Here is a 17,743-nt window from a genome sequence, read left to right on the forward strand (position 1 = left end):
GTGGGGTCGCATTATAGGGAGAACGGATTTTTACGCAAGCGTTTTTTAATAAAAACTATAAATAAAAGCTCTTTCGTGCATTTTTCACTCTAAAGAGCCAAGAGCAGTACAAAAAACAAACTAAATCTATACACAAAGGCCAGTTTGCTTTAAATATAACGATGTATAAAACGCAAAAAGCACCTATAAGGTGCTTTTAAGTTAATTTATTAACTGCGCGTATTAATACAAAATACTATAAAGCTTTCTTCTGTATTTTGCTGCAAGTGCATCTCCATCTGGTAGAGAAGCGATAATTGCTAAAAAGCTTGCTTTAGCGTCATTAAAATTAAGATCCTTTTTAAGTACGCTGAACAGTGTTTCGAGTGCTTCTTCTTTTCGTCCTGCATCATTTAGCAATTGGCTTAGCTCTATTTTCAGGTCTAAGTCATTTGGGTACTTTTCTACTTGAGATTGCTTTTCTTTTATCTCTGGCGAGTCGGTAGCTTCTAGAGCCGCTTCGCATTTAGCTTTTATATTATGAAAATAAGCATCTTGCTCTTGGGCGTCAATGGTATCAATGAGTGCTTGCGCATCATCTAACTTGTGTATTTGAATACATATATCGGCTAATACAAGCTTTATACGTGCGTTTGCACTGTCTATTTCATACGCTTGCTTTGCGTAATTAAATGCAGCATTTAGGTCCGACTTTAATAATGCTTGTTTTGCTTGTTCAAGAAGTAGGTCCTGTTGCGCTGGTAAATGCTTACTCAGGGCTTCGCGAATTTGCGCGTCTGTTTGTGCACCCGCTAATAAATCTACTGGAGCTGAATCTTTTAACAACACAAGTGTAGGTAATGTTTGCAAGCCAACCTGCTGCGCTAATTGCGAGGCGAGTGCTTGTTCTGCGTCACAATCAAGATTAGCCACTACAATATGGTCTTTATATTGCGTAGCTAAGTTTTCTAATATACCGATTTGGCTAATACACTCAGGACTTTGTGGCGAGTGGAAGTTAAGCAGCACCAACTTTTGTTGTGATGTTTCACCGAGTACTTGCTGAAGGTTTTGTGCGTTGATACTAACTATGTTGCTCATTGAATTAATTGCCATATTCATTTATTTAGGTTTTTATATGGAGACGAACATAATAAATACAAGTATTAAATACTTTCAAATAATGAGGGAAAACATGAAAATCACCTATCTAGCTGCAGCATTTATGATAGCAAGCCCACTTACTTACGCTAAGTCACTAAACTTAGATTTAACTAAGAGTATGCCAGCTATTGAAAAGTTTTACCTCGACTTACATCAATCTCCAGAGCTTTCATATCACGAACAAGAAACTGGCAAAAAAATAGCATCGCAATTAACAAACCTTGGGTTTGACGTAACAGATAATATGGGCGGCTACGGTGTGGTAGGGATTTATAAAAATGGCACCGGCCCTACAATAATGATTCGTACTGATACTGATGGCCTACCAATCACAGAGCAAACCGGTAAAGCTTATGCATCTAAAGTACAAGTGACCAACGAGCATGGGAATAAAGTAGGTGTAATGCATGGCTGTGGCCACGATATACATATGAGCTCGTTTATTGGTACTGCTGAGCAACTTATTGCCCATAAAAATAAGTGGCAAGGAACGTTAATGATGGTTGCGCAACCTGCAGAAGAAGTTGGCGGTGGAGCAAAAGCCATGTTAAGTGAAGGCTTATTTAGTAAATATGCTAAGCCTGATCATGTTATTGCGCTGCATGTTAGTGCCAGCGTGCCTGCGGGTAAGGTATCAATGAAAAATGAATACACCATGGCAAGTGTTGATTCGGTAGATATAACTATAAAAGGAAAAGGCGGACACGGCGCCTACCCACACACTACCGTAGACCCTGTAGTTATTGCGGCGCGTACTGTATTAGCATTACAAACAATCACAAGCCGCGAGCTTTCTCCACTTGAGCCTTCCGTTGTGACTGTGGGATCTATTCATGGTGGCTCAAAGCATAATGTGATTTCCGATGAAGTAAAACTACAGCTTACGCTTAGAAGCTACAACCCAGAGGTACGGACGGCGCAAATAGCAGCAATAAAACGTATTACAGCGGGTATTGCTCAAAGTGCTGGCCTTACTGAGTCACACTACCCTGTTGTTCACGTTCATGAAGATGAATCTATTCCATCTACTTACAATAACCCTCAGCAAACTAATCTTGTTAGGAGTGCTATTGCTGATGCAATTGGCGAAACTAATGTACTTGAGACAAAAGCGGTTATGGCTGGTGAAGATTTTGGGCTGTACGGTAGAACTGATGAAAACATTCCTATTACGTTATTTTGGTTAGGTGGAGTAAACCAGCAGCAATATACAAATGCGATGAAAAGTAACCAAACACTTCCTTCATTACACTCAAGTAAATTTGCACCAGATTATAAAGTAGCATTACCGACTGGTATAAAAGCCATGAGTAACGCTGCAGTCGCGTTATTTAATAAAAAATAAGCCGTATTTGAGAGCTCAGCGTTTAAGTGGTTGCTGAGCTCTTTTTATAATTTGATTTTTTAAATGCTGCTTTTTTACCACCCTTAGCAAAGCGCTTTTTAGGCGGTGTTTTAGGCGGTGTTTTAGGCAGCTTTGAAAATACATGGCTATCACAACTAGCTGCTTGCTGTACAAAACCTTCAAGCTCCACCAGCAGTGGTTGTAGAAATTGTTGGTAGCTCATTGCTTGTTGAGCAATGTTGCCTAAACTCGCCTCCCATTTAGCGGTCAAATCGGGGCTAGCTAAGCCCTCTGGTAAAACACTAATAAGTGCCAAGCCTGTTTGTGTTGCTTTAATTGATTTACCTTCGCGCTTTAAAAAACGACGCCTAAATAATAATTCAATAATGCCTGCGCGGGTTGCCTCTGTTCCTAGCCCATCGGTCTCTTTAAGTATTTTTTTAATTTGTGAATCTTTTACATAACGACTAATGCCGGTCATGGCACTTAGCAATGTTGCATCAGTAAAATGAGACGGTGGCGTAGTGTGTTTTTCTACCACTTCACCTTTAGTGCAGTTAAGCGCCATGCCTTTTGTTAAATGAGGCAAGGTTGCTTCATCTTTTAGCTCGGCTTTGCCCATTAATACCTTAAACCCTAAGCTTACATCTTGCTTTGCATTGGCTTTAAATAAACCTCCCGCAATTGTTACCTCTACTTTAGTTTCGTTATAAATGTAATCGGGGTAAAACTGAATTAGGTAATGCCTGCTAATAAGTTGATATACTTTTGCTTCATCAGCCGCCAAAGTCGCTGTTTTTAGTTGTTTAGCGGTAGGTACAATTGCATGGTGTGCAGCCACTTTTGCATCGTTAAAACATTTGCTGCGTTTTTTAGCGTCTGCCCCATTCACAAACTCAGTGTTTTGACCGCCATTAGCTGCAATTGCTTTTAAAATTGCAGGCGCATCTAAATGATGCTCTTTAGGCAAATAACGATTATCAGAACGAGGGTAAGTAATTAACTTATGACGCTCATAAAGCGTTTGGCAAATATCGAGTACTTGCTGGGCTGCCATACCATATGCCTTTGCAGCATCTATTTGCAGTGCCGATAAATTATAAGGCAGCGGCGCGCTTTGTTTTTTTTGTTTTTGTTCGAGCGCAGTGACTTCAGCTGGTTGATTGGCTATTCGCGAAGCGACGTTTTCGGCTAATGCATTATTTAAAACGCGGCCCTCTTCATCTTGGTACGGCTCGCAGGCTTTGCTTGGTACCCACTTGGCCACAAAGCTTTGCTGCTCAGGGGTTATTAAATGCGCCAACACTTCATAAAATGGTTTTGACACAAAGTTAGCTATTTCGTTATCCCGATTAACCACTAAACCTAAAATTGGGGTTTGTACGCGACCCACCGACAACACATTGCCAAAGCCTGCTTTTTGACCCGCCAGCGTATAAGCACGCGTAAGGTTCATACCAAATAGCCAATCTGCACGTGAACGCGCAAGCGCCGACACACTAAGCGGAATAAATTCACGATTTGAACGCATAGTAGTAAGCGCTTTTTTTACCGCCGCTAAATTTAAATCACTTATAAGTAAACGTTGAATGCTTTGCTTTTTGGTTTTACTTATTTTGGCTTGCTCTATGACTTCATCAACCAACAATTGGCCTTCGCGGTCGGGATCGCCCGCATGCACGAGTACTGATGCCTGCTTAATTAGCTTTTTTAAAATAGTTAATTGTTTACGCGTTTTCGTTTTTGCCTTGAGCTGCCATTGCTGTGGCACTATGGGGAGGTGTTCAAATTGCCACTTTTTAAAACGCGCATCATAATCATCAGGTTCAGCTTGCTCTAGTAAGTGCCCTATACACCACGAGACACAGTCACCATTAGCCACTTCTATATAACCATCGTGTTTTTTATGTGGTTTTGGCAATGCATCAGCAATAGCTCTGCCAAGTGATGGCTTTTCTGCGATATAGAGTTTCATGGGAGTTGCTCACTAACTGTTTATATGAACAGTAGTTTAGCACAGCTATTTTAGGGGGAGGGAGTTTTATATTTACTACTAATCTGGTCTTCTTTGTTTTTAACTAAAATATAAATAAGAGGGAGGTAACATACTACTACAGTAGAAATATTAATCAGAGGTAAAAGAGTTTTATACATTAAAGTACTATAAGATAAATCCCATAAATGGCGATCTACAACTCTGAACAACTGTAAAGTTGGGGCCATTACAACCACAAGTTGCCCTAATACACATTGCCATAAATAAACTTTATCTTTTAAGCCTAGATAAGCAATTAATGCCATCCAAGCAATATCATTAAAAGCCCAAATGACGTACCTGTAAATGTTAATATCTTTATCAAACGTTTTTAAAGGCTCATATATAAAAGCACCAAATAAGAAAAAAGCACTCGTGATACAAACAAACCTGAGTGCTAAATAATCTTTTCGTAGAAAAAAAATAACTATAGCTGGAAGTAAAAACAAAACCCAGCTGAGCTCAATAAATGCATATAACTCATTGAACCATCTAAACATAGTTAATCATTAGTCTTATCATCGTCACCACCAGAACCATTTCCCGGCATATAGCAATATTTATCGATTATTTTCACAGAAACACCATTACATATGTTAAAGAAATGTACTTTAAGCTAAAATAATGAACTTGCCAAGATACTTAGGCGATTAAGTACCTTAAAAAGAAACTTAATTAGAGAAATTAGCGCCCGCTACTAGCCTAGCGTACATCAATAGGGTCTGACTCTTTAGCTTTACCTTGTAAGATTGATATTTCTACTCGGCGATTTCTACGCCTATCTTCGTTTGAATTATTCGGAACAAGTGGACGAGTATCAGCCCGCCCTACTACCATCATGCGGTTTTTATCAAACCCTTGTACCGTTTGTAATTCGCTTGCGACTGCTACAGCACGCTTTGACGATAAGTCCCAGTTATTAATATATAACTCGTTAGAAACCTGAAAATCATCGGTGTGACCCGATACCGTAATTTCTCCAGGTACATCTTTTAATAACTCACCAATATCTTGAATTATGGGCTTAAACTTAGGTTGTAAAAAAGCACTGCCAGAGGGAAATGAGCCATTTTCACGGATACGAATAATGATTTGCTGCCCTAAAGATTCAAGCTCGATTGCACCATCGATAATTTGTTTTTCGAGCTGTTGCGCTATTTTTTTCACTAACTCGTTAGTTTGTTCTTGATCGGCGGCTGAAGTTGCTTGCTCTGAAGATTGCTGCTGCGATGTACTACGTGACTCGCCACCACGTTTATCGCCACGTTGCTCTTGTCTACCACCAGCAGAGCTTTCATCACCCGCTTGAAATTCTAACATTTGCTGGGTCATTTCAACGGTTTGTTGCTGAATGGTTTCTATCGGGGTAGGTTCAGGCTTACCAGGGGTAAATTCCATAGCAATAACCGAGGTCCCTTTAGGGATATCTTTTACTTCTATTTTGTTTTGCACACCAAATGCAAACTTCATCGAGCCTGCTATTTGCTTAAATTTAAGTACATCCATTTCTGAAAACGCGAGCAAAAGTACAAAAAAGCACATTAAAAGCGACATTAAGTCGGCAAATGTTCCCATCCAAGCAGGCAGACCTGGTGGTGGGCATTTGCACTCTTGATCAGACATGGTTACTCCTCGGTATCTACTTTGCGCTTAGACTCAGCAAGGTAGTTTTTCAATATACCTTCAATTACTTTCGGGTTTTGGCCATCTTGAATACCTAAAATAGCATCCAGTATTAGACGCTGATTCATGGCTTCTTCGTCTTTACGAAGCTCCAGTTTTACCTGAATAGGAATAGCCACTACATTTGCTAAAAATGCACCATATAAAGTAGTTAATAATGCCACCGCCATCGCGGGGCCAATGGCTTTAGGGTCATCCATGTTAGATAACATAGCAACTAAGCCTATTAACGTTCCTATCATACCCATTGCTGGGGCTATATCGGCAAGTGACTTAAATAAACCAGCGCCCAGTTCGTGACGAGTTGTGGTTAAAGAAATGTCTTTTTGAAGCGTGGCACGAACTACATCAGCATCGTGGCCATCAACGAGCATATCTACACCTTTGCGCATAAAAGGGTTTGGTATTTCGGCTTCTTCGAGGGCTAAAAACCCCCCTTTACGGGCTGAATCAGCAAGTTCAACTGCTTTTTCAATCAGCTCTTCTGGCGATTCGATTTTAAACATAAATGCTTTACCAACAACCTTACCTATGCCCAAAAACTGCGACAAGGTAAAGTTTGATAACACAATAAATAGTGAGCCACCAAATACAATTACACTAGAAGGCGCATCGGCAAACATCCCCATTTCACCGCTACTACTCATAAACATGGACATGACAATTAAACCAATTGCGCCAAGGATCCCAATTATGGTTGCTAAATCCACATTTCCTCCAAAGTATTATACTTTGTTATTCAAACTTTTATTATTAACTGCTTATCGGCAAGATACTGAAATACTTAAGCCATTTTTGAAAAAAGTGTAAAACACTGTGTTTGGCCTAATTTTAGATCAAGATACCCTACTCGCCTAGCGACTGATTAATTTTATTGTACACAGTGAGCACTAATACGCATCTTATACATGGTAAAAATGCGATTTAAACTGATATAACTCAAAAAACAACGATCATCCTTTGACCTAGTTTAGCATTCCCCCTAAAATTGGCTCCTAAATTTATCATGCTGGCTGAAATTAAACATGGCGACTAAAAAACCTGAAAACCTAAGTTTTGAACAAGCACTCGAAGAACTATCAACCATTGTCGGTGAAATGGAACAAGGTGATTTATCGCTTGAGCAGTCGTTAAAGCAATTTGAGCGTGGTATAGCCTTAGCTAACGCCTCAACGGGTAAGTTACAACAAGCAGAACAAAAAGTGTCTATTTTGATGGGTAATGACGAAAAAGCAGCGCTTACTTCATTTAACAACGATATGGAATAACCGTGAGCATACAAGAAAAAATAGAATGTGCTCAACAAGATGTCGTAAAGACCCTGCAACAGTACTTTGATCAACCCCTTGATACCGCACACACAGTAAAAGAAGCTACGCAGTACGGCTTATTTAACGGTGGCAAGCGTTTACGCCCCTTTTTAGTCTACGCAAGTGGTGAAATGCTCGGAGCTAATAAGCAAGATTTAGATATTCTTGCGGCTGCTATTGAGTGTATTCATAGCTACTCATTGGTGCACGATGATTTACCAGCCATGGATGATGACGACCTTCGCCGTGGACGCCCAACTTGCCATATAGAGTTTGACGATGCGCATGCAATTTTAGCGGGCGATGCACTACAAACATTGGCCTTTGAGCTTATCTCGACTCACAATTTTACCTGCAGCGCATCAACACAAGTAAAAATGATCAGCGCACTGGCTAAAGCATCGGGGCTTGAAGGCATGGTCGGCGGGCAAGGGCTAGATATTGCCGCCACAGATAAAGTGATTACAGTACAACAGCTTGAACGAATTCATAAATTAAAAACGGGTGCCTTAATCAACTGTGCCATTACATTGGGTGCATTATGTAGCGAAAAAGCAGACAAACAAACCTTAGAAAACTTACGTGTTTTTGGGTATGCTATAGGGCTGGCATTTCAAGTGCACGACGACATTTTAGATGTTGAAGGTGACACATTTACTTTAGGTAAGCCACAAGGCTCTGATTTAGCTGCTAATAAAGCAACTTATCCGGCCCTATTAGGTATGCAAGGTGCCAAGCAAATGGCGCAAAATTTAATAGAGCAAGCGCATCAAGCATTGAACAAAATAGATGCTGATACCTCTGTTCTAGCGGCGCTGGCAAACTACCTGATTAAACGTGACCATTGAGTGTTACATATACGTATTGCCATTTAGCACTGACATTATTACTCAACAGCGGTAACAACTAATAAGTTAGCACCGGTGTTAGCGAAGGATAAAATAAATACCATGACACTTGATAGTAGCAAGTATCCATTACTTAACTTGGTTGACGAACCAGCCCACTTACGCGATATAGCGCAAGATAAACTCCCTGCGTTTAGCAACGAGTTACGAGACTATTTACTCAACTCTGTTTCGCAAAGTAGCGGCCATTTAGCGTCTGGTTTAGGAACTGTTGAACTTACCGTTGCTCTACATTATGTGTATAACACACCAGAAGATCGCCTTGTATGGGATGTAGGCCATCAAGCGTACCCGCATAAAATTTTAACGGGACGACGCGATTTAATGCATACAATTCGCCAAAAAGACGGATTACATCCATTCCCTTTTCGTGAAGAAAGCCAATACGATACCTTTAGCGTAGGCCATTCAAGTACCTCTATTTCGGCAGCACTTGGTATGTCTATTGCGGCTCAAAAAGAAGGTAAAGGCCGCAAAACTGTTGCCGTTATAGGCGATGGCGCCATTACAGCAGGTATGGCATTTGAAGCCATGAACCACTTAGGCGATGTAAAATCTGACATGTTAATCATTTTAAATGATAACGAAATGTCGATTTCTGAAAACGTCGGTGCGTTAACTAATCACTTTGCGCGTATTTTATCTGGCAGCTTTTACACAAATATTCGCGAAGGCAGTAAAAAGTTACTCTCTGGCGTACCTCCTGTTAAAGAGCTTGCCAGTAAAGTAGAAGAGCACCTAAAAGGAATGGTTATTCCAGGTACCTTCTTTGAAGAACTAGGTCTTAATTACATTGGCCCAATTGATGGCCACGATGTAAATATGCTCGTAGATACACTGCGTAATATGCGTAATTTAAAAGGGCCTCAGCTTTTACATATAAAAACCCAAAAAGGAAAAGGCTATAAACCCGCAGAAGCTGATCCTATTGGCTATCACGGTGTGCCAAAGTTTGACCCTAATACATCAAGCTTACCTAAATCTAAACCTGGCGCCGCCACTTTCTCTAAGGTGTTTGGTGATTGGTTGTGTGATATGGCCGAGCAAGATAAAAAATTAATGGCTATTACGCCGGCAATGCGTGAAGGCTCAGGTATGGTGCGTTTTTCAAAAGAGCACCCAGAGCAGTATTTCGATGTAGCCATAGCAGAGCAGCACGCTGTTACATTGGCGGCCGGTTTTGCCTGTGAAGGGTTAAAACCCGTTGTAGCTATTTACTCGAGCTTTTTACAACGTGCGTATGATCAACTTATCCATGATGTTGCACTGCAAAACTTACCAGTGCTTTTTGCTATAGACCGCGCTGGTATTGTAGGCGCCGACGGCGAAACACACCAAGGTGCGTACGACTTAAGCTTTATGCGCTGTATTCCCAACATGGTGATTATGGCCCCAAGTGATACTAACGAGTGCCGCCATATGCTTTATACCGGTTATAAAGCTAATTGCCCTGTAGCAGTTCGCTACCCTCGTGGTAGTGCCGGTACTGCCGATATTCAAAGCGAAATGACGCTACTAGAAATAGGCAAAGCCAATACCATTAAGCAAGGTGCTAAAATTGCTATTTTATCCTTTGGTACTTTGCTTGAAAACGCGCAACTTGCTGCAAGTGAGCTAGGTGCAACGCTAGTTAATATGCGCTTTATTAAGCCACTTGATACAAGTTTATTAGATGAGCTTAGCCAAACTCATGATGTAATAGTAACGCTTGAAGACAACGCTATTTGTGGTGGCGCAGGCTCAGCGGTTAATGAATATTTAGCAGCGCAAAAAGCCAACCTAAAGGTGCTTAACTTAGGTATTCCTGATGAATTTATTAAGCACGGCACACAAGCGCAAATGCACGATGAAATGGGCTTAGGCGAACAAGGCATTTTAAATTCAATAAAATCGTTTATCGCTTAATTATTTTTGCTAGCTAGTTTTTAAAGGGAGCCTGATGGCTCCTTTTTTGTTTTTTATTTTTAAATTTTTGCATCCAATGTGTATTTCTACGCGTTATCCCTATGAGGTTAACACAGTAAATAGTACGTACTGAGGAGTATAAACAGGCACGTTATTTACTTTCATTTGATGGAATATTAAAAGGTAAAAATGATGAAAAAAGCTAATTTAACTCACTTTCATACACAAAACAGTTCACTTAAACGCCCCCTTTGTTTTTCAGCATTAGCGCTTGGGATAGTACTTGGTATTTCAGGGTGTAGCGGTGATGATGGAGAAAACGGTTTAGCCGGTACGCCGGGAGCAGATGGTCAAGATGGAAGCGATGGCACAAACGGTAACCCCGGCTTTAGTGCAGCCACGTTTATTTTAGCTAATAACGGCGAGCAAAACGCAGGCACTGTTGATTTAATAAACCAGGACGCTGCCAAATTAAAAACCTTTAATACCACTGCAAATGAAGGCGTAGCCTTTGATAGCCTCGGTAATTTAATACAAGCAAGCGACAGCGAAAATGGTAGCATTAAAACTATATGCCAACTTGCCAATCGCGATGATGGTGCAAGCTTTAGTACTAATCAAGACCGTGAAATTACAGGCCCTGCCACTACACTGGTTAATCCTAAGGGCATAGCGATTGCAAAAAATAGCGGGCTGATATTTATAGCTGATTTTGGTGCCATGCAAATTACCACATTTGGCAGTGCTGCAGCGGGAGATGCCGCGCCGCTTGCTACCACTGTTACCGAAGCCGCCCCGTGGGATGTTGATTATGACCACGTAAACGACCGACTTTATGTAGCACTTACCAACGGTGATGTCGCGGTTTATGATAATTTTGTAAGCGGTGAATTTACCGCTATGCCAAGTCGTACTATTACACCAAGCGATGCCGATGGTGTGCAAATATCGGTAAATATTCACGGCATTGTTTATGATGAAACCACCAATAAACTTATTTTATCGGATGTTGGTAGCGCATCAGATACTACCGATGGCGCGCTTTTTGTTATTAATAATGCCTCAGGTGCGCAAGGTAATACATCTGTTGCACGCAGTATTTCAGGCCCTGCGACTATGCTAGGCAACCCTGTAGATATTACCCTTGAGGGTAGTGATTTACGTGTGGCCGAAAAATCAAACGATGCAATTTTAGTGTTTAGTAATATATTTGCCGGTGAAAGTGGCGATATAGCGCCCGATTTAAGTACTGCGTCTACTAAGCCAGAGTCAATTACTAACACGCTAACTCAAAGCTCAATGGCTGATATATCAGATAGTACTGAGCCTAATATGGCGCTATTAGGCGTAGCCGTATCCAGTAATCCAAGCACTGCGGGTGATACAACAGGCCAAATTAGCCGTTTAAATACAGCATTAAGTAGCGAACTTGCAAGCTATAATGCAAGCCAAACGATAGAAAGCGTTAGCTTTGATAAAGCAGGTAATAGCTACGCAACATTCGATAATGCCAGTACAGGGATGGGCGGAATCGTCATCTCTACTAAAGTGGCTTATAACCGTGATGGCGAAACATTTAACGCCAGCCAAGATAGACTGATTTCAGGAAGCAATACAGGCCTTATTTCACCTAAAGGATTAGATATTGCCTCCGATAGTGGAATGATTTTTGTGGCTGAAAATAATGAAACCACGCCGAGCATTGCTATATTTTCAAGCTGTGCCACCGGCGATGTATCACCTCTTATGACCTTAACTTTTGCCAATAATGCACGCCCGTGGGATGTTGATTACGACAGTAACACTGACCGCGCTTTTGTTGCGCTAACTAATGGCACTGTAGCGGTATTTGATCAAGTTAAAAATAAGCTACTAAGTGGAGAGACCACAATAAGTACAGAAGATAGATTAATTACACCTGCCAATAATTCACAAGCACTGGCAGGGCCTACCAATATTCATGGAATAGATTACGACTCATTAAGTGGTGCGTTAATACTTTCTGATGTAGGCAGCGCAGCCGTTGCTGACGATGGCAAAATTTATGTATTAAATAATACCGCAAATGCCTCGGGACTAGTTAATATAAGCGCGACGATTAGCGGGCCCAATACATTATTAGGAAACCCTGTTGATATTATGTATAGCGGAACCGATTTATACGTTGCCGAAAAGTCTAACAACGTAGTTATGCGCTTTAATAATATTTTAAGTACCGCAGGGGGAGATATAAGTGCCGATGCAAGCATGGCATTTAGTGCACCTGAGTCAGTGGCTATTTTACCAGCGTGGCTAAACCAGTAATTAAATAGCGTTACCCTCACCATGCCTAACCTACTTTTGTAGGTTGGGCATTATCGCATCCACACTTTAATATCTGCTAAGCCATTACTTTGTAAAATACCCAGCTGCTGATCTACATTCGAATTTTGCTCAAACTCAAACGCATCCAACTGTTTATCAAACGTAATATTTGCCACACCGTCACCACCACGTTTTTTAACCTGATGAAGCGCTATATCGGCTAAGTTTATCGACGTTTCCCAGCTTATTACTTGCCCACCTAAAAGCGGCAGTGGGTAAAAAGACCACCCCAATGAAGCCGTAATATTGGTTGTTTTACCGTTTGGTAATTGAAACGAATTTAATGCGATTGCTTGGCATAAATCAGAGGCATAGCTGTCAATCATGTTGCACTTAAAATCGCGCAGCAATAATAAAAACTCATCCCCACTCCAGCGTGCTACATAGTCAGAGCCTTGGGTACGCGAATTAAGTAACGCTGCCATTTGTTGTAAGCAGCTATCTCCTGCTATTGGGCCATACGCATCGTTTATACGGCTAAAGTTATCAAAGTTGATAATAAGCAGTACAAGTGACTTACCTTGCGCTTGTAAAGACTGTGCATTACGTTGGAAATGTTCAATATCTTTAGGGAGCTGATCAAACAAAAAGCGACGGCTACGTAGCCCTGTAAGCTCATCTGAGTGACTAACTAGTTTAAGCTGTGAGTTTACTTGGCCTAATTTATCGTTAGCTTGGCGCAGCTCTAATGTACGCTCTGTAACCAGCGCTTCGAGTACTTCTTGCTTACGGCGCTCTTGCGCTCTAAATACCCAAAAAATAAAGTAAAACAGTAAAATAAACCCACTAACAATTAGCAATCTAAAGTAAATAGTTTCGTCAAAGCGCTGCGGTACTACAAATGCATACTCGACAGTTTGCGCTCTGTCCCAATCTTCGCCTTGGCGTTTTGCCTCAAGCTCAAATAAAAATGACCCCGCCGGTAAATTTGTATAAATGGCTTCTCGGCGTGCATTAGCATAGCGCCAATCACTATCTAACCCACTTAACTTATATCTAAACTCAATACTATTTGGCGCATAATAATCGATGGCGGTGTACTTTAACGTTATGTCGCGCTCATCAGTATCTAGTAAAGGCTTTTCGCCCAATGCTGCGGTAGTTAATGCACGCAGAGGTGTGGTTAGTGTTTCTACTTTAGGCTTTAATACATTTAGGCCAAATAGCTCGGTATTTTTAGGTATTTCTACAATGCCTTGTAAGCTTGGGTACCAAATTGAATAATCGGTCATGGCAACGGCATCGTGTCCTAAACCGTTACAACACTGGCTTGCTTTACCATCGAGCTGCCTATCAAAAGAAGAAATAACCTCTTCCACTTTTAAGCTCGACACCTCTGATTTAAATTGCGCTACTGGCATACGGTAAACACCTTTCATGGTACTTACCCATACACGCTTATAAGTTTCGTCATACTCTAGGCTAAAAATAGAGCCATAGGGTAAGCCGTTGGCTGCATCTAACTGTCGCCAATGCCCTTGTAAGCTTCTGTAAAATAAGCCGTCATTAAGCGAGCCAATTAAAATACCTACACCATCTATGTGTAATACGCTGGTGATGTATGCACTTTCGAGCGAAGTTTGGTCACCTATTTTTTCAATGCCACGGTCAGTAAAGTAATACGCCCCTTTACTGGTCCCTATTACACCAAAGTTTGCTTTATCGAGCACATACGTTATAAATTTACTGCCTAAAAAGGCATTGTATGCAAAGGGTGTTAACCCGCCATAACTTAGCCTATACAAGCCACGCCCTGTACCTATCCAAAAACCACCTTTGCTTGATGGGCTAATAGCGAATACCGGATTGTCGCGTAGCGCTCTGCCAGGAAAACTGTATAGTTTATCTTGCTCGTAAAAAAACAGCCCTCGTCCGGTCGCTATATATAAACGCGAGCCATCAAACTGTAAGTCGTGTACTGTTGCGCGGCCAAATTGCGCACTGGGTATTTTATTGACAAAGTTTTTATTTAAATCGAAATAACCAATACCACTTTTATTTGCCACCCATAAATTACCATCGGGCGCTTGGCTAATTGCCATAACGGCCTCTGTCATTTGCGATAAAGCAGAGTGGCGCTCAATACGCCCTTCGTGTGCAAGCCATAAGCCTTCGCTAAAACTTGCAAGCCAAATATTATTTTGGCTATCGCGGTAAATATCGGCAAACCAAATACTTTGATCTAGCTGACTTGGCTCAACCCATTGCCATTCACCCGACTTAGCTCTAAAAAGCAGTCGTCCATAAGTAGAAACCCATAAGCCACCATTGGTGTCGCTCATAAATTTATACACAGCTGAGTTATTCGCATTCGGCAGTGGGAAAGGTCTTAGTTCATCGTCTAAATCTAAAAAGTAAGCACCCAGTTCAGAGGCTAAATATAAATTACCATTTAAAAAAGACAGATCATGAACAATGGTTTGTGCTAACCGCTCAGGCAATGACACCTTAGCTGTTAACTCCAACCTGAGCTTTGAAAAATCAGAGGCGCTTTTAGTTAAGCGTAGTAAATGACGGTCGTTGACAAGCCAAATCCCCTCTGGAGAAAGCGCCATTTGACTAACCGACCCCACTATTTGGGTGATCACGGTGGCATTTACAATAGGAACGAGTTCGTTCGCTTTATCACGTAAATCAACTTGGTTGCGGTCTACATAATAAAGCCCATTAGCTGCAATCCAAATGCTGCCCTTGGCATCTTCTAATATGTCTCTAACTGGGCCTTTAATATTAAATTCTTGTGCGGCAAGCGTTTGCGGGTTTATGACCACCAAGCCACTTTTAGTGCCCACCCACAGATAGCCATTACTATCTATGAGCAGTTTATTAATACCATTGCTTGGCAAAAAAGGACTATTTTGTGTGTTGTAATTAGTAAAAGTTGTGCCGTCAAAACGACTAAGACCAAATTGCGTTCCGACCCACATATAGCCTTGCTGATCTTGCACAACACTTTTTAGCGATTGCGAGGGCAAGCCATCTTTGATATTCCATTGCTTAACAACGTAATCAGTAATAGAAGCCCAACTTGGCATGGCACACAACATAAGTACACATACCAGTAAAAATCGCATCATTTCGCTGCCACCTAGTTAAACAAATAAAACACAAAAATTAAAAGGGTAGTAAACCTGCTTTTATTAACGCTTGCAAACAAATAAGCGAAAAAATACCGGCAAGTACATCATCAGCCATTATACCCACGCCGCCGTCCATTCGCTTATCGAGCGTTTTGATCGGGCCAGGTTTGGCAATATCAAAAAATCTAAATAATAAAAAGCCTACAAGTAAGGTTTGCCAACTAAGCGCTGCACCAATCATCGTAATGTAATAACCCGCAACTTCATCCCACACTATAGCTGGGTGGTCGTGCACACCTAAATCATCGGCGGTTTTGCCACACGCCCAAATACCAAAAATACTAATAACCACGGCAAACACGATTTGTAGCCAAAGCGGAAAATACATGGTCATAAAAATAAATGGTAAAGCAGCAAATGTACCAAAGGTGCCTGGCGCAACAGGCGCAAGGCCAGTGCCAAACCCTAGGCCAAATAACTGGTGCGGGCGCTTTAAATTAAACTGTTTTTTGCTAGTCAAACCTGCTCCTTGGCAAAGTGCTCAAAGCCCTGTTGCTCAAAATTAAATTTTTCACCGTGGTGTAAAAGCTCAATGTGCCCTTCGCCACTTTTTATTTGCCCTATGCACGTTGCTTCTACGCCGTATTGACGTAATTTAAGCTCCAACATGCTTTTATTATCTTCAGAGACAGTAAAAAGTAATTCGTAGTCATCGCCATAGCCTAAAATATACGGCAATTGCGCCTCAAAGTTCAGGCTTGAACGCATAGCGTCTGAGGTTGGGATGTTTTCAATATTTATACTGGCGCTGACTTGTGACATATCAAGTATGTGGCTTAAATCCGCCATAAGGCCATCAGACACATCAATAGCTGATGAAGCAAGGCCACGTAATACTTGCCCTGCAGCCACCCGTGGAGTGGGGTAATCAAAGCGGCTATTTATGTACTTTAAGTGCTCAGGCTCAATACTTAGGCCACGCTTGCGAGATTCAATAGCCAAGCCGGCATCACCTAGCGTGCCGGTTACACATACCCAGTCGCCCACTTTAGCACCTGCACGGCGTAAAGCTTTGCCCTCTGGCACAGTGCCTTTAGCGCATATAGTAACTGTTAAAGGGCCCTGCGTAGTGTCGCCACCAATTATTTGTACATTAAAGTACTCAGCAATTTCGTGCATTCCCTCAGTAAATTCTTCAATCCACTGCTGGTTAATATTTGGTAAGGTTAATGCCACCGACACCCAAGTAGGCTCAGCCCCCATGGCTGCTAAATCACTTAGATTTACGGCCAGTGCTCGGTGTCCTAATGCTCGGGGAGAAATGTCATCAAAAAAATGAACACCCGATACAAGCGTATCAGTTGTTACTGCAAGTTGGCAGTTTTGCGGAACGGTAACTAATGCACAGTCGTCCCCTATTCCTAGGCTTACATCACGACGAGTTATACCACGACCTTTAAAGTAGCGGTTTATTAATTCAAATTCCTTCATACACAAAAAAGCCGACCTATGCCGGCTCTCCTTTTTAACGTGTACTAACTGTTAAAGCTAAGCTCTTTAGCAGAGCGCTTTAGCAAGGCTAGTATTACTTGCGTAAATGCTTAACAGCTTTATCAAGTACACCGTTTACAAATTTATGGCTGTCTTCAGCGCCAAATATTTTAGCAAGCTCAATGCCTTCATTGATTGCTACTTTGTATGGCACATCTTCACGGAATTTAAGCTCATACGCGCTTAAACGTAAAATTGCACGCTCTACCATATCTAAATCATCAAATGGACGTGTTAAATGCGGAGATACAGCTTCATCTAGTTGCTTATAATTAACGGCAACGCCACGCGCTAAATCTTTAAAGTATTCAACATCAATTTTAGTCACGTCGTTTTCGATCAACATTTGTTGTTCGATATCGGCAATTAAATTGCCACTTAATTGCCAAGAATAAACGGCTTGAAGTGCTAAGATACGT

Annotated in this window: 14 protein-coding genes; 5 read left to right on the top strand and 9 right to left on the bottom strand. The window is 41.4% G+C overall.

Going from position 1 to position 17,743, the window contains the following annotated elements; translation table 11 throughout:
* Positions 1 to 222: 222 nt before the first annotated feature.
* Positions 223 to 1,080 carry a tetratricopeptide repeat protein gene (locus B4F91_RS03365; protein ID WP_024031324.1) on the bottom strand — a complete coding sequence of 286 codons (858 nt, stop codon included), beginning with the start codon at positions 1,078 to 1,080 and terminating at the stop codon, positions 223 to 225.
* A gap of 94 nt (positions 1,081 to 1,174) precedes the next feature.
* On the opposite strand from B4F91_RS03365, the gene B4F91_RS03370 reads away from it, so the two are divergent.
* On the top strand, positions 1,175 to 2,488 hold the full coding sequence (locus tag B4F91_RS03370; RefSeq protein WP_286937771.1) for a M20 metallopeptidase family protein: 1,314 nt from the start codon (positions 1,175 to 1,177) through the stop codon (positions 2,486 to 2,488).
* Between the two features lie 22 nt (positions 2,489 to 2,510).
* Here the strand turns inward: B4F91_RS03370 and B4F91_RS03375 are convergent, their stop codons facing one another.
* The 4 genes from B4F91_RS03375 to pomA form a co-directional block, all read right to left on the bottom strand.
* The gene (locus B4F91_RS03375; RefSeq protein WP_286937772.1) at positions 2,511 to 4,463 is read right to left on the bottom strand and encodes a DNA topoisomerase III; all 1,953 of its coding nucleotides are present in this window, start codon (positions 4,461 to 4,463) and stop codon (positions 2,511 to 2,513) included.
* A 50-nt stretch (positions 4,464 to 4,513) separates the two neighbouring features.
* Positions 4,514 to 5,023: a hypothetical protein gene (locus B4F91_RS03380; protein ID WP_096042163.1), complete on the bottom strand. Its 510-nt coding sequence runs from the start codon at positions 5,021 to 5,023 to the stop codon at positions 4,514 to 4,516.
* 202 nt (positions 5,024 to 5,225) lie between these two features.
* Positions 5,226 to 6,146 (bottom strand): flagellar motor protein MotB, encoded by a 921-nt coding sequence (locus B4F91_RS03385; protein ID WP_273611757.1) that lies wholly within the window; start codon positions 6,144 to 6,146, stop codon positions 5,226 to 5,228.
* Positions 6,147 to 6,148: 2 nt separating this feature from the next.
* Positions 6,149 to 6,916, bottom strand: coding sequence for a flagellar motor protein PomA (gene pomA / locus B4F91_RS03390; RefSeq protein ID WP_004586874.1), 768 nt, complete (start codon positions 6,914 to 6,916; stop codon positions 6,149 to 6,151).
* A gap of 315 nt (positions 6,917 to 7,231) precedes the next feature.
* On the opposite strand from pomA, the gene B4F91_RS03395 reads away from it, so the two are divergent.
* The 4 genes from B4F91_RS03395 to B4F91_RS03410 all read left to right on the top strand — a co-directional run bounded on the left by B4F91_RS03395 (position 7,232) and on the right by B4F91_RS03410 (position 12,633).
* Positions 7,232 to 7,474 carry an exodeoxyribonuclease VII small subunit gene (locus B4F91_RS03395; protein WP_004586873.1) on the top strand — a complete coding sequence of 81 codons (243 nt, stop codon included), beginning with the start codon at positions 7,232 to 7,234 and terminating at the stop codon, positions 7,472 to 7,474.
* A gap of 2 nt (positions 7,475 to 7,476) precedes the next feature.
* Positions 7,477 to 8,364 (top strand): (2E,6E)-farnesyl diphosphate synthase, encoded by an 888-nt coding sequence (gene ispA / locus B4F91_RS03400; RefSeq protein ID WP_286937773.1) that lies wholly within the window; start codon positions 7,477 to 7,479, stop codon positions 8,362 to 8,364.
* 102 nt (positions 8,365 to 8,466) lie between these two features.
* On the top strand, positions 8,467 to 10,329 hold the full coding sequence (gene dxs, locus B4F91_RS03405; RefSeq protein WP_096042164.1) for a 1-deoxy-D-xylulose-5-phosphate synthase: 1,863 nt from the start codon (positions 8,467 to 8,469) through the stop codon (positions 10,327 to 10,329).
* 192 nt (positions 10,330 to 10,521) lie between these two features.
* Positions 10,522 to 12,633, top strand: a complete 2,112-nt coding sequence (locus tag B4F91_RS03410) for a hypothetical protein (RefSeq protein ID WP_286937777.1) — start codon at positions 10,522 to 10,524, stop codon at positions 12,631 to 12,633.
* Between the two features lie 50 nt (positions 12,634 to 12,683).
* On the opposite strand, the gene B4F91_RS03415 is transcribed toward B4F91_RS03410, so the two are convergent.
* The 4 genes from B4F91_RS03415 to nusB form a co-directional block, all read right to left on the bottom strand.
* A complete protein-coding gene (locus tag B4F91_RS03415; protein WP_029773767.1) occupies positions 12,684 to 15,770 on the bottom strand; it encodes a ligand-binding sensor domain-containing diguanylate cyclase in 3,087 nt (1,028 codons plus the stop codon).
* Between the two features lie 37 nt (positions 15,771 to 15,807).
* Positions 15,808 to 16,293: a phosphatidylglycerophosphatase A family protein gene (locus B4F91_RS03420; RefSeq protein WP_024031690.1), complete on the bottom strand. Its 486-nt coding sequence runs from the start codon at positions 16,291 to 16,293 to the stop codon at positions 15,808 to 15,810.
* A complete protein-coding gene (gene thiL, locus B4F91_RS03425) occupies positions 16,290 to 17,264 on the bottom strand; it encodes a thiamine-phosphate kinase (protein ID WP_024031689.1) in 975 nt (324 codons plus the stop codon). Before thiL ends, B4F91_RS03420 begins: the two co-directional genes overlap by 4 nt.
* Before the next feature lie 94 nt (positions 17,265 to 17,358).
* A partial coding sequence (gene nusB / locus B4F91_RS03430; RefSeq protein ID WP_288635374.1) for a transcription antitermination factor NusB occupies positions 17,359 to 17,743 on the bottom strand: 385 nt, incomplete at its 5' end.

It is taken from the genome of Pseudoalteromonas sp. UBA6610, assembly GCF_002433295.1.
GTDB lineage: Bacteria > Pseudomonadota > Gammaproteobacteria > Enterobacterales > Alteromonadaceae > Pseudoalteromonas > Pseudoalteromonas atlantica.